Source organism: Rhizobium sp. CNPSo 3670 (assembly GCF_057784555.1).
Genome location: NZ_JBXSOL010000015.1, coordinates 63,465 through 76,206, shown reverse-complemented (window position 1 = coordinate 76,206; position 12,742 = coordinate 63,465). Strand labels below are relative to the sequence as shown.

Here is a 12,742-nt window from a genome sequence, read left to right as displayed (position 1 = left end):
TGGTTTTCGGACTGCATCATCGCCACTCTTAATCGAGCAGTCTCGATGACTGCTCCCCGATTTGATGTATCTTGTCCTTCGGCAGGTTCGACAGAGGAGACGATCATGACCGCCCCGCATCCTTCCAAAACCCATATCGGCAATCATGCCCTGCATCCCGAAACGCAGATGCTGAACTACGGCTACGATCCCGAACTTTCGGAAGGGGCGGTCAAGCCGCCGGTGTTTCTGACCTCCACCTTCGTCTTCAATTCCGCCGAGGATGGCCGCGATTTCTTCGATTATGTCTCCGGCCGTCGCGAGCCGCCGGCCGGCAAGGGCGCCGGCCTCGTCTATTCGCGCTTCAATCATCCGAACAGCGAGATCGTCGAAGACAGGCTCGCCGTTTACGAGCGGACGGAAAGCGGTGCGCTCTTCTCTTCCGGCATGGCGGCGATCGCCACCACTCTATTCGCCTTCGTCCGGCCGGGGGATGCGATCCTGCATTCGCAGCCGCTCTATGGCGGCACGGAAACCTTACTGGCGAAAACCTTCCTCAATTTCGGCGTCGCGGCGGTCGGCTTTGCCGATGGCGTCAGCGAGGCATCGGTGCAGAAGGCGGCGGATGAGGCAGCCGGCAAGGGTCGCGTGTCCGTGATCCTGATCGAGACGCCCGCCAACCCGACCAACAGCTTGGTGGACGTTGCGATGATCCGGCGCGTGGCCGATGCAATCGGCGCAACGCAGGGGCATGTACCGGTCGTCGTCTGCGACAATACCCTGCTCGGGCCGGTCTTCCAGCGGCCGATCGAGCATGGCGCCGATATCTCGCTCTATTCGCTGACCAAATATGTCGGAGGCCATTCCGATCTGATCGCCGGCGCAGTCCTCGGGCGCAAGGCTGTCATCAAACAGGTCAAGGCGCTGCGCGGCGCGATCGGTACGCAGCTCGATCCGCATTCCTGCTGGATGCTCGGCCGGTCGCTCGAAACGCTGCAGCTACGCATGGAGCGGGCGAACAGCAATGCGCGAGCGGTGGCCGATTTTCTGCGGGATCATCCGAAGGTCGAGACGGTTCATTATCTCCCCTACCACGATCCGGATTCGCCGTCGGGCCGCACCTTCGCCGCGCAATGCACCGGCGCCGGCTCGACCTTCTCCTTCGATATCCGCGGTGGCCAGCCGGCCTCCTTCAAATTCCTGAACGCGCTGCAGGTCTTTAAGCTCGCCGTCAGCCTCGGTGGCACGGAATCGCTCGCAAGCCACCCCGCCGCCATGACGCATTCCGGCGTGCCGGCCGAGGTCAGGGAGCGCATTGGCGTCTTGGAATCGACAATCCGGCTGTCGATCGGCATCGAGCATCCGGATGATCTGATCGCCGATCTGGAGCTGGCGCTGCAGGCTGTTTGAACGCGGCGCACGGAATCGATGCCCGGCAGCGCCGGGCATCGAGGTTGAGGTTACTTGTCGTCTGTCGTCAGGTCCGTCTCGTCGGTATTGAGCACGAACACCGCAAGCAGGCGCGCCGGTTTTGTCTTGCTGGCATTCTTGCTGACGGCGTGATGATCGCCGGGAAATTCGGGAAAGCTCTCGCCGGCCTTGTAGGTCTTCTCCGGCCCGTCATTCACCTTGCTGGTGATCGCCCCTTCGAGAACGGTGGCGTAGATGAAGGCGGATTTCGGGTGGGTGTGGCCGGGCGACTGACCGCCCGGCTCATATTCCACCAGCACGGCCTTCATGCTCTTGCCGGGAACATTGGGCAGCTTCTGGTCAAAGACGACGGTCACCTTGGCTTTGCCGCCAGCGGCGTCAGCCTGAGTGCCGGCGGCAAGGACAAGCGCAAAGGCCGCCGCCGAGATTATTTTCCTGAGCATGTCTGGTCTCCTCAGTCGATGGGAATGGCGATAAGCGCCGGTTTGCTATCAGGCGCTCTTCTTCTGGGGCGGCTGCTGGCTTAGCCAGTCGTCGAAACGGATCTTGCCGAGCCGCGCATTAGGACCAGCCACCAGCGACGTGTCGTCGAGTTCGACGCCAAAATAGCGGGCGTGCGGATCCGTCATCACCTGGCGCGGATCGTTCGTCGCCTTGAAGAGGCGCATGACGATATCGGTCAGCCGAATCTTCTCGGGGCCGCCGATTTCGATCATGCCGTTGACGGGTGCAGAGAGCGCCACGTCCGCCATGACGTCGGCGACGTCGTCCGAGGCGATCGGCTGAAGATAGGCCGGCGACAGATGCACCGCCTGGCCGACCGTGTTCGACTGGGCGATGCCTGCCATAAATTCATGAAACTGGGTGGAGTGCACGATGGTATAGGGAATGCCGGAGTCCTTGATCAGCTGTTCCTGCACCATCTTGGCCCGCATATACCCGCTGCCCTGCAGCCGCTCCATGCCGACGATCGACAGAGCGATGTGGTGCTTCACGCCGGCTGCAGCCCCCGCCTTGAGCAGGTTGCGGCCGGAGGTCTGGAAGAATTCGAGCACGGCCTGGTCTTCGAATGAAGGCGAGTTGGCGAGGTCGAGTACCACCTGCGCCCCGGCAAGCGCTTCGACGACGCCCTTGCCGGTGATCGTGTCGACGCCCGAATTCGGCGAGGCCGCCAAAACGTCGTGTCCCGTCTTGCGCAACCTTTCCACGGTCTTCGATCCGATGAGGCCGGTCCCGCCGATAACAACGATCTTCATGGTAATCTCCCTAGTGCTTTCGAGGAATGTCCTCTGTTGATTGTAAGGTGCGGCCGCAAACGCCTCGCGGATTTTCCGGCCGGCCGAGCACAGCCGACCGCCAAGAGAATGCGCCGGATCGGGAGTTCGAACCATTCTCTCTCTGTCGCGGTCGTCCTATGCCAAGGCTGTAGCGCGGCTCACCTGCGGTCGAGGTGTGGCGTCGGAGAAGAGAAGGCTGGTGTCATCCGGCATCGGCCGGACGTGCCGTTGGTGGAGATGACCGAAGCTGAGAATATCATCACGATCGCGCAGGCCTGCCGGCTTCGCCACGGAGACGGAGGCGTCCAAGCGTTGGGTTGCGGGGTGGGAGACGCGATCCGCGCACTTTGCAATCGTTGATGCAGGGTGACGTTGTTAGGACGCCCGGGCGGCGTCCCAATCCGGCGGCCCGCGAAATTCGATCCCATAACGTTCCGCAAGCTGGAGCAACCGATCCATATGCTCCGGCAGACGAGGAGCGTGCGCAGCTGCCTCGATGAAGAATTCTTCCATGCCACCCGGCGTCAGAATGGTGAGGTTGCGTCCGGGAGAAGCGCTTGCCACTCGAAATGTGTGCGGCACGCCACGCGGCAGGAAGATCGATCTCCCCGCGGCGACCGGGACGATCGCGCCGTTCAGCCAGAACTCATAGTCGCCTTCGATCACATGGATCACTTCGTCCTCGTTGTGATGAATGTGGACGGGCGGCCCGCCGCCGGCAGGCACGGTGCCTTCAAAAACTCCGACAATTCCGCCGCTCTCAAATCGCCCCACGTGTATGGTGTAGGAAGTGTCCATCCAGCTTACGGTCCGCCCGATGCCCCCAACGACATTCATGGCAATTTCCTTCCAAGGTTGAATGGAATAGAGTCTTATACTGCTGTCCAAATTTATTGCTGGAAGCGGCTGCACGGAAATTGAATGATCATATAGGGGATATTGAGTTCGTGAATTTCTCAGCCCTCGATCTCAATCTGTTGCGTGTATTCGACGCCATGATGGCGGAGCTCTCGACCGTGCGAGCCGGCGAGCGTGTCGGCTTGTCGCAGCCGGCCGTGAGTTCGGCGTTGGGGAGACTGCGCACGCTCCTGGACGACGAATTGTTCGTCCGGGAAGGCAATCAGATGATGCCGACCGCCCGGGCGCTCGAGCTGCGTGAACCGATAAGGCAAGCCCTGGCCGGCATGGAAGAGGCATTGGCGACGAACGCTGCCTTCGACCCCGCTACCTCGAGCCGATCCTTCATGCTGGTCGGATCGGACTACTTCTCCTCGCTGTTGATGCCGCCTCTCGCTGCGCGCCTGGCCAAAGCGGCGCCCTCTATCATCCTGCAGATGATCGATCATGCATCATCGGAAGTCTTCGAGATGCTGCGTGACGGCCGGGCTGATATCGTTATCGATCGGTCGCTCGAACCGCCTGAATGGATTGTAAGCCGTAAGCTTTTTCAATCATGGCTGGTATGCATCGCCAAGCAAGGACATCCGCTCCTTGCCAGCCATGGCATTTGTCCAGGAGACGCCATACCGGCGGACGTCTTCTGCGCTGTTCCCCACGTCCTGCGCTCGGCCGATGGCAGCAGGACGGGGACGATCGATCCCGCCCTTGCACGCCTGGGTCTCGCCAGGCGTGTCATGGTCACGGTGCCGCATTTCCACGCGGTCGCTCTTGCTGTTGAAGCGAGCGAAATGCTGGGGAGCATTCCGGTTCATTTCGCGCGCATGTTGACCGGCCGGCTGATGCTCGACGTGTTCATGCCCCCAATGGATTCGCCGAAAATGGACGTGACCATGTATTGGCTTCGTCGTTTCGATCGCGATCCGGGGAGTGTCTGGCTTCGGGATCAGATTGCGGGCGCCCTCGCCGCACCGGAGCCGCCTTGATTTCGAATATCGATCGAGCCAGATCACAAGAGGATTGAAACCGGCAGCGCAAGTGCCTGATGGCGGTCTTCTCAGAAGAGGCGGACAGCCTCGAAAAGCGCCGTGAGCCCGATGCCGCCGCCGATGCCGATCATGGCGAGGCCGGTTGTGCCTGGTGCCCAGCCGTCCCTGCGGATCAGCTGGCCGTAGAGCCGGGTGACCAGGATCGCGCCGGATGCGCCGAAGGGATGGCCAAGAGCGATGGCGCCGCCCTCTTTGTTGACCGTGTCGGCTGATAGATCCAGCTGATCGAGCGACGCCAGAACCTGGGCCGCGAAAGCCTCGTTGAATTCGATGGCGTCGATTGCGGAAAGGGACAGGTGAGGCTGGCGCTGCAGAAGCTTGTCCGTCGAGGCGACCGGGCCGATGCCGAGCAGGTTGGGGTCGACGCCGGCGGCGGCGCTGTCGATGAAGGCGATGCCTTTTTCGATGCCGAGGCTCTTCGCCATGCCGCGGCTCATGACGAGCACCAGGCAGGCGCCGTCGTTCACAGGGCAAGCATTGCCTGCCGTCACCGAGCCATCCGCCAGGAAAACGGGTTTCAGCTTTGCGAGCGCCTCGAGCGAGGTCGTCGGGCGCGGACATTCGTCTCGCGTTACGGGGCCGCCGGCGGTGGCGATCTCGACGATCTCCGGCCGGAAGCGGCCTGCTTCGGCTGCTGCGACGGCGAGCCGGTGACTGCGTAGGGCGAACTCATCCTGAAGCCGGCGCGAGATCTCAAATTTGCGCGCAACATTTTCGGCGGCGATGCCCATCTCGGGATCGCCGATCGCCTCAGGTGAAAACCGCGCCCGCCCGTAAAAGCGCGGCACTGCGCCATTCGTCTTCGGTCGTTCCACGCGCCACGGCGCAGTGCTGACGCTTTCGACGCCACCGGCAAGGAAACACGAACCGGCCTTCGCCTGGATCAGCCGGGCGGCCATGATGATCGCTTCGAGGCCGGAACCGCATTGCCGGTCGATCGCAACACCGGGAACGGCCATGGGCAGGCCGGCATGGAGGGCGGCCAGCCGGCCGATATTGCCGCCGCCGCCGGCGGCATTGCCGACCAGCACGTCGTCGATGGCATCAGGCGCAACGCCTGTTTCTGCGACGATCCGGCGGATGATGGGGGTAAGCAGGTCTTCGGCTGCAACCGTCGACAGCGAGCCGAAGGCCCGGCCGATCGGCGTGCGGTAGGCGGCGACCACGACCGGCTGCCAATCCTCGTCAGGCTGATAGGCGTAGGACAAGACCGTCTCCCGAAATCACCGATGCCTCTACCTGCCCGCGCGCGATCTTGCCGCTGCTCGTCATCGGCCAGGCGCCGATATGGTAGAATTGCCTGGGGATCTTGAACCTTGCAAGCCTGCCTGCGCAATGCTCGGCAAGCATTTTCGCATCCATCGCCTCCCCCGAGACGACGGCAACGATGCTTTGGCCGTAATAGGGATCCGGCCGCCCGAAGACGACGGCATCTTCGACGCCGCGGCAGGTTTTGAGCGCGCTCTCGACCTCGGCGGGATAGACGTTGTTGCCGCCCGATATCATCATGCCGCCCGCCCGGCCGATCACCCGCAGCATGCCGTTTGCATCGATCTCGCCGAGATCGCCGACAGTCGCGCCCGCCGGGGTGACCCGGAATGCCTGGCCGTCGTCGCCCCAGAGATAGCCGTCGGCAATCAGGTCGCTGTTGACGAAGATGGTGCCCGGCACATCGGTGCCGACATCGTTTTCTTCCGGGTCGCGAATGGAGATTTCGACGCCGGGATAGGCTCGCCCGACCCGGTCGATCGGAAAATCGGTCGCGCCGCCAACGAGCGTCGAAACGGTCATGAAACCGATTTCGGAGGCGCCGTAATATTCCCGGATGCGCGCCTTCGGAAAAAGTCGGCGCATTGATTGGACTTCGTTGAGGTTCAGCTTGGCGCCGGCGGTCAGCACCTCGCGTAAGGATTCCATCGGCTCGCTCCATGCCCGGGCGATGCCCGCTATATGGGTGGGCACGGCAACCAGCCGCTCTATCTTTTCTGAGGAGAGAATGCGCGCGACCGCGCCGGCATCCCATTTCCCGATCGAGTGGAAGGTTGCTCCGGCATCGAGCGCTTCGACGAGTGCGTAAAGCGCGAGCCCATGCGCCAGCGCTCCCGGGCACAGGGTCGAGGGCGCGTCCTGGAGTTCGAACACGAGGCGTCCCCGGTCGAGGCTCCGGCGCCATTGCTCGCGCGAGCGATAATAGGCCTTCGGTTCGGCTGTCGTGCCCGAGGTAAAACCGATCAGGAAGATCCCCTCGGCATCGACGGGCATATCGTCCCCCATCGCCGTGAGGTCGAAGGGTTCCGCTCCGGCGACGATGACAGGGATGCCGAGCCTGCGACCGATTTCGGCGCTCGGGCTGGCAGCATCATCGACGACAAGCGCGTCAGGCGCCAGGCGCTCGACGATGCGCTCGATCGTTGCCTCCGGCATCATCGGATCGATGACCGCGCAGGCATTCGCCAGCGCGGTGGCGGCGATAAAATACTCTGCAAAGCCGATGTGATTGCCGAGGCTGACCGCCACGAGCTTCTCGACGCCGGGCAGATCGATTGAACGGTGGTTCGAGCGCGGAAGCGCCTGGATGAACCGGTAGATCGCGCCGGCGCGGCTATAGAGTTCGCCATAACTCAAGGAGCGGCTGCCGATCACGACCGCCGGTTTATCCGGTCTCTCCGTGGCGTGTCGAAGAAGCTCCGCGTGGATCGGCATGGGTCAGCCCTGCGACAAGGCGGCTCTGGTCGCCTCGGGGATCGGCGTCGGGCGGCTGTCGGAGAGGCCGACGCAGACCCAGACGAGGCCGCCCGAGGCGCAATGGGCGCCGTCGCGCTGGCGATAGAGCTCGATCGTAAAGGAAAGGCTCGACCGCCCGATCTTCTCGACCCTGACCTTCGCCTGGACGGTGTCGTCGACGTCAATCGGGCTGTGAAAGGTGATCTCCGCCTTCTTGACGTGATAGGCAACGCCCGAGGTGGTGTGGCGGAAGTGGCTGAGGATCTCGCGGTGGCGCAGGAACTCGACGACCGCATCCTCGCAATAATCGAGGTAAACCGAGTTGTGGACATGACCATAGATGTCGATGTCTCGCATCGAGACCCGGAACGATGCTAAAGGCCTGTCGTCAACGCTCATTCGATCACCGAAATTTCGAAGGCGTGTTCTAACCGACTGTGTGGGGGATGCAAATGCAATATCAGGCGGTCGTGCGAAAATTCGGGCCGGCCGAGGAGGTCGTCGGGATCGAACGGGCCGAGCTGGCGCCGCTCTCGCGCGACCAGGTGCGCGTCCGCCTGCTGGCGCGCTCGATCAATCCCTCCGATATCATTACCATCTCAGGCGCCTATGCCGGCCGCACGACCCTGCCCTTCATCCCCGGCTTCGAAGCCTTCGGCGTGGTCGAGGCGTGCGGCGAGGAGGTGCACGGACTTGTGCCGGGAACGCGCGTGCTGCCGGTGCGCAGCGCCGGCGGATGGCAGGAATTCAAGGATACCGATCCGAGCTGGTGCCTTCGCGTACCCGACGCGCTTTCCGATTTCGAAGCCGCGACCAGCTACGTCAATCCGATGACGGCCTGGCTGATGCTGCATAAGAAGATCGGGCTGAGGCCCGGCATGCGCATCGCCATCAATGCCGCCGCCTCCTCGATCGGATCGATCCTGATCGGCATGGCGAACGCCGTTGGCGTCGAGCCGATCGCAATCGTCCGCGGCGAAGAATCCCTCGCGCGCCTCCGTGGCCGGCTGGAGGCGGTTATCGTCGAAAGGGCGGATGGCGATCTCGCCGCCGGCCTCGCCGGCAGGTCCGGGCTCGATGCAGTGCTCGACTGCGTCGGCGGCGCGCGCGCCTCGGTACTTGCCGATGCGCTGAAGCCTGGCGGTTACTTCCTGCATTATGGTCTGCTTTCGGGTGAGAGCATCCCGCCGTCATTCTGGTCGTCCCATCCCGACATCGCCTTTTGCTATTGTCACCTTAGGGAATGGGTTCACTCCGAGGCGATGGTCGAGGTCCAGCGCGCCTATTCCGAAGTTGCTACGCAGATCGAGGGCAAGGTCATCGCTACCGAGGTGCGGGAGGTCTTTCCGCTGGAAAAGATCGGCAATGCGCTCCGCTCTGCCCTGCCTTTCCGGACGGGTGGCAAGGTGCTGCTGGCGTGAGGGGCGCCTGGGTGAGTGGAGAGAGGTTGCGACCCGCATTACTGTCCGTCGATGTTTTCATGCGGCACGCGTCAGGTAAGCGACAGCTGCGCCGCACACCAGTCCCAGACCGCGTCCACGGCCTTTCGCGGCGATGAGGAGCGTTTGCGCACGAGGAAGTAATCGGCTCCGATGGTCGCCGTCGCATCCGTCACCCGCACCAGCCGCCCTGCTTCGAGATCGGCCGTGACGAAAGCCCGGCAGGCGAGCACGACGCCCTGGCCGGCGAGTGCGGCGTCGAGCGCCAGGGTCGTATGGTTGAAGGCCGCGCCGGGCAGCTTCTCGCGCGTGCGCAGGAATAACGGCCAGTGATCGTGCGAGTCGTGCAGAAGCGGCAGCTTGCGAAGCTGTTCGCCGCTTAAGGGCAAGGTCAGGCCCTTGACCAGATGCGGGCTTGCGACCGCCACAAGTTCCTGGCGAAACAGCAGTTGCGCCTGCAGGTTTGCCGGAAAAGGCGGGCGGGTGAGGCGCACCGCGATGTCTACTTGGCCGCGGTCGAAATCGGCGAGCGCCTCGGTGGCGACCGTCCTCAGATCGATGTCGGGAAGGGCCGCGTAGAGCTCGGCGAGCCGCGGGATCAACAGCCTGGTGGCGACCGTGGGGGTGGCGGTGATCGTTACCATTTCCGGCCGGTCGAGAAGCCGCGCGGTCGCTTCGGCAAGCGTATCGAAGGCGCGGGTCACGTCCGCCAGATAGGCAGTGCCATAGGCAGTGAGCGCAAGGCCGCGGGCAAGGCGTTGGAACAGCCTGAGGCCGAGCTGATCCTCCAGCGCGCGAACCTGCTGCGCGACCGCGCCCTGCGTGACGCCCAGTTCTTCGGCGGCGGCGCGGAAATTCAGCCTGCGGCCGGAAACCTCAAAGGCGCGCAGGGCATTGAGGGACGGCAGCGTGCGGCGGGATTGGTTCATCGGCATATCCAGTAGATTTTCTACAGTCTGGCAGCTTTCTTTCTCGCGCGAAAGTCCCATCAGCATCTGCCATAATGCTGCGCAAAATCAGTTATCGGAGGTTTCAATGTCTGAAGGAAAAGTCGCTCTCATCACCGCCGGCGGGTCCGGCATGGGGGCGGCGGCCGCCAGGAGGCTCGCCGCGGACGGCTATCGCGTCGCTGTTCTCTCTTCCTCCGGCAAGGGAGAGGCGCTGGCAAATGAGCTCGGCGGCGTCGGCGTCACCGGCTCGAACCAGTCGAACGACGACCTGAAGCGGCTCGTCGATCTGGCGATGGAGCGATGGGGGCGGATCGACGCGCTGGTCAATTCCGCCGGTCACGGCCCGCGTGCGCCGATCCTCGAAATTTCAGACGAGGACTGGCACAAGGGCATGGAGGTCTATTTCCTCAGCGCCGTGCGGCCGACCCGCCTGGTGACGCCGATCATGGAAGCCCAGGGCGGCGGTGCGATCGTTAACATTTCGACGGCATGGGCCTTCGAGCCTTCGCCGATGTTCCCGACCTCTGCGGTCGCCCGCGCGGGACTGGCAAGCTTCACCAAAATTTTCGCCGACACCTATGCGGCCAAGAACATCCGCATGAACAACGTCCTGCCCGGCTGGATCGACAGCCTGCCCGCGACCGACGAGCGGCGGGACAGCGTTCCGATGGGCCGCTACGGCACGAGCGATGAAATCGCCGCCACCATCGCCTTCCTCCTGTCGGAAGGTGCGGGCTACATCACCGGCCAGAACATCCGCGTCGACGGCGGCATCGCCCGTTCCGTCTGAGCGAGGCCTGCCGGTGGATCTCACTGACATCGATGCCTCGGCATGGGCGGAGCTCGAAATGGCTGCGGCGGGTCCGCAGTCGGGTTTCCGCTATGTGAGCCTCTGCTCCGTCGATACCGAGGCGAAGCCGCAGGCGCGCATGGTCGTGCTGCGTGCGGCCGATAGGTTGGCGCGGTGTCTCGAATTTCATACGGATACGCGCAGCTCCAAATGGCTGGAACTTTCAGTCAATCCCCGCGTCACGATCCTCGGCTTTAGCGCCGAGAGCCGGCTGCAGCTTCGGCTTCAAGGGGCGGTCGAGCTTCATGGGGCGGGAAGCGCAGGTGCTAATGCCGCGTGGGGGAGGCTGCCCGCGCGGACGCGGATGACCTATGCGGGCGGCCCGCCCGGGGACGAGCGCGCCTTCGAAACGATCGACGCGGCAGAGCCTGCGGATGAGGCCGAGGGAAAGACGCGCTTTGGCGTCTTGATCTTCCGGGCCTGGACGCTGGACTGGTTCCAACTGCGGCAGCAGGACAATCGACGCGCGCTGTTCTGTTATGACGAAGCCGGCGCCCTCTCTTATTGCCGCTGGGTCAATCCCTGACCTGAAATCGGCGCGCTTTCGGACGTTGAGCGGAGGCGATCAATCGTCCCTGGGGGCGGTCCGATTTCGGCGTCGCCAGCCCCCGTGAGTTCCAGCGTCAGGATGCGAGTTTCGAGCAGGTTGAAGATGCGCAGCACCGCCTGGATCGCCTCGAAGGGCTTGGTCAGGAAATCCTTTGCGCCGAGGGAAAGCGGATGGACGGCCGAGCGAAATCAGGAGTAGCATCCGCGGCAGCGGCAGGTCGCCGAAACGGCCGGCCACGGGAGACGCGATGATGAAGCACAGACTGTTTCGCCTGATGTTCGGGGTGCTGGCATTTGCTTCCGCACCGCCGGTTTCCGATGCCTTTGCCGCAGCCCAGCCCATCTTCTGGAGCGCTTTGAGGCCGGCCGAACAGGCCAAGGCGACAATGCCGCTGTCGGGCAAGACGGTCAGCGGCCCGCAGGGCGAAACGTTTGCCTGGCATGACGAAGGCCAGCCCGTCGCATTGACGGGCTTCGTGCTGCCGGTCGACCAGGATGGTGATCTCGTCTACGAATTCATGCTGGTCCCGTGGGCCGGAGCCTGCAGCCACATGCCTTCCCCTCCGCCCAATCAGCTGGTCCGCGTCGTTCCGCAGGAGCCTCTGCACCTCGAAAGAATGTACGAGCCCGTCACCGTAACGGGCAGCCTGCGGCCCGGCTTGGACCAGGCGCAGTTCTTCATGATCGACGGCGTCCGCGTCCTTGCCTACGGCTACAGCATGAGCCATGCCCAGGTGGCGAAAGCGACGGCGACCGATGATCCCGATCTGCTGACGCTCTCGCCTTTCGGCATTCTGCCTCGCTAGCGGAACGGCTTCTTGCATGAGTGCTGCCAGCCGCGTATATACATAACTATATATACGATCCGTGGAGCGTTCTCTATGCCGCAATATGCGCGCGTCTTTCAATCCGGCAATTCGCAGGCCGTCCGGCTGCCGAAGGAGTTTCGCTTCGACGTCGATCAGGTGGAAGTGACACGGGAAGGCGATGCGATCATTCTGCGGCCGCGGACCGATCACGGCGGCCGCTGGGCCTCGTTGCGCAGCGCCCTGGAGCGCGGCCTCAGCGACGATTTCATGGCGGAGGGACGTGAGCAGCCGGAAGATCAGGAGAGAACTGGCCTTCAGGACTTGTTCAAGTGATCACTCATCTCATCGATACCAATGCGGTGATCGCTCTGATCGGCGGGAAGTCCGACATGCTGCTCGCCCACGTCATGGACAGCGACGAGGGATCGATCGGGCTGTCGAGCATCGTCATGCACGAGCTCTATTACGGCGCCTACAAGAGCGCGAAAATTTCCTACAATCTCGAAACCCTGCGCCTGTTCATGGCGGATTTCCCGACCGTCGGTTTCGAGCGCGAGGATGCGCTGGCCGCTGGAGAGATCCGCGCGGCGTTGGCGGCAAAGGGAACACCGATCGGTCCTTATGATGTGCTGTTAGCCGCGCAGGCGAAGACGCGGGATCTTGTTCTTATTACGAACAACGTCGGGGAGTTCCGGCGCGTGGATGGCCTGCGCGTCGAGAATTGGACGACCGGGCGGTAGCTCCGGAGAGCTTCAGCCGGCGTTTCGGCACGCACTATCCGCCTCTTC

At 63.3% G+C, this 12,742-nt stretch carries 15 protein-coding genes; 8 read left to right on the top strand and 7 right to left on the bottom strand.

Annotated elements, in window-relative coordinates; translation table 11 throughout:
- Positions 1-105: 105 nt before the first annotated feature.
- A complete protein-coding gene (locus AC13QO_RS17365; RefSeq protein ID WP_488541366.1) occupies positions 106-1,389 on the top strand; it encodes a cystathionine gamma-synthase family protein in 1,284 nt (427 codons plus the stop codon).
- 50 nt (positions 1,390-1,439) lie between these two features.
- Here the strand turns inward: AC13QO_RS17365 and AC13QO_RS17360 are convergent, their stop codons facing one another.
- The 3 genes from AC13QO_RS17360 to AC13QO_RS17350 form a co-directional block, all read right to left on the bottom strand.
- Entirely contained in the window at positions 1,440-1,853 is a 414-nt protein-coding gene (locus tag AC13QO_RS17360; RefSeq protein ID WP_488541365.1) for a cupin domain-containing protein, read from the bottom strand.
- A gap of 48 nt (positions 1,854-1,901) precedes the next feature.
- Entirely contained in the window at positions 1,902-2,666 is a 765-nt protein-coding gene (locus AC13QO_RS17355; protein WP_488541364.1) for an SDR family oxidoreductase, read from the bottom strand.
- A gap of 396 nt (positions 2,667-3,062) precedes the next feature.
- Entirely contained in the window at positions 3,063-3,524 is a 462-nt protein-coding gene (locus tag AC13QO_RS17350) for a cupin domain-containing protein (protein WP_085781315.1), read from the bottom strand.
- A gap of 110 nt (positions 3,525-3,634) precedes the next feature.
- Here AC13QO_RS17350 and AC13QO_RS17345 point away from each other — a divergent pair, with 110 nt between their 5' ends.
- The gene (locus AC13QO_RS17345) at positions 3,635-4,570 is read left to right on the top strand and encodes a LysR family transcriptional regulator (RefSeq protein ID WP_488541363.1); all 936 of its coding nucleotides are present in this window, start codon (positions 3,635-3,637) and stop codon (positions 4,568-4,570) included.
- A gap of 71 nt (positions 4,571-4,641) precedes the next feature.
- Here the strand turns inward: AC13QO_RS17345 and AC13QO_RS17340 are convergent, their stop codons facing one another.
- Genes AC13QO_RS17340 through AC13QO_RS17330 form a run of 3 tightly spaced genes read right to left on the bottom strand, consistent with a single transcriptional unit; the run spans position 4,642 to position 7,756 of the window.
- Positions 4,642-5,841 (bottom strand): thiolase family protein, encoded by a 1,200-nt coding sequence (locus tag AC13QO_RS17340; RefSeq protein WP_488541362.1) that lies wholly within the window; start codon positions 5,839-5,841, stop codon positions 4,642-4,644.
- Positions 5,819-7,336, bottom strand: coding sequence for a class I adenylate-forming enzyme family protein (locus AC13QO_RS17335; RefSeq protein ID WP_488541361.1), 1,518 nt, complete (start codon positions 7,334-7,336; stop codon positions 5,819-5,821). Before AC13QO_RS17335 ends, AC13QO_RS17340 begins: the two co-directional genes overlap by 23 nt.
- 3 nt (positions 7,337-7,339) lie before the next feature.
- Positions 7,340-7,756 (bottom strand): acyl-CoA thioesterase, encoded by a 417-nt coding sequence (locus AC13QO_RS17330; protein WP_488541360.1) that lies wholly within the window; start codon positions 7,754-7,756, stop codon positions 7,340-7,342.
- Positions 7,757-7,809: 53 nt separating this feature from the next.
- Here AC13QO_RS17330 and AC13QO_RS17325 point away from each other — a divergent pair, with 53 nt between their 5' ends.
- On the top strand, positions 7,810-8,778 hold the full coding sequence (locus tag AC13QO_RS17325) for a zinc-dependent alcohol dehydrogenase family protein (protein WP_488541359.1): 969 nt from the start codon (positions 7,810-7,812) through the stop codon (positions 8,776-8,778).
- 71 nt (positions 8,779-8,849) lie between these two features.
- Here AC13QO_RS17325 and AC13QO_RS17320 read toward each other — a convergent pair whose 3' ends face one another.
- Positions 8,850-9,725: a LysR substrate-binding domain-containing protein gene (locus AC13QO_RS17320; RefSeq protein ID WP_488541358.1), complete on the bottom strand. Its 876-nt coding sequence runs from the start codon at positions 9,723-9,725 to the stop codon at positions 8,850-8,852.
- A 106-nt stretch (positions 9,726-9,831) separates the two neighbouring features.
- Between AC13QO_RS17320 and AC13QO_RS17315 the strand changes: the two genes are divergently transcribed.
- From AC13QO_RS17315 to AC13QO_RS17295, 5 genes are all read left to right on the top strand, one after another.
- Complete coding sequence (locus tag AC13QO_RS17315) at positions 9,832-10,536, top strand: SDR family oxidoreductase (RefSeq protein WP_085781310.1); 705 nt, start codon at positions 9,832-9,834, stop codon at positions 10,534-10,536.
- A gap of 13 nt (positions 10,537-10,549) precedes the next feature.
- Positions 10,550-11,122: a pyridoxamine 5'-phosphate oxidase family protein gene (locus AC13QO_RS17310; RefSeq protein ID WP_488541357.1), complete on the top strand. Its 573-nt coding sequence runs from the start codon at positions 10,550-10,552 to the stop codon at positions 11,120-11,122.
- 271 nt (positions 11,123-11,393) lie between these two features.
- The gene (locus tag AC13QO_RS17305) at positions 11,394-11,951 is read left to right on the top strand and encodes a DUF3299 domain-containing protein (RefSeq protein WP_488541356.1); all 558 of its coding nucleotides are present in this window, start codon (positions 11,394-11,396) and stop codon (positions 11,949-11,951) included.
- A 75-nt stretch (positions 11,952-12,026) separates the two neighbouring features.
- Positions 12,027-12,287 carry an antitoxin gene (locus AC13QO_RS17300; protein WP_085781307.1) on the top strand — a complete coding sequence of 87 codons (261 nt, stop codon included), beginning with the start codon at positions 12,027-12,029 and terminating at the stop codon, positions 12,285-12,287.
- Positions 12,284-12,694 carry a PIN domain-containing protein gene (locus AC13QO_RS17295; RefSeq protein ID WP_488541355.1) on the top strand — a complete coding sequence of 137 codons (411 nt, stop codon included), beginning with the start codon at positions 12,284-12,286 and terminating at the stop codon, positions 12,692-12,694. The genes AC13QO_RS17300 and AC13QO_RS17295 overlap by 4 nt, the downstream gene beginning before the upstream one ends.
- Positions 12,695-12,742 lie beyond the last annotated feature (48 nt).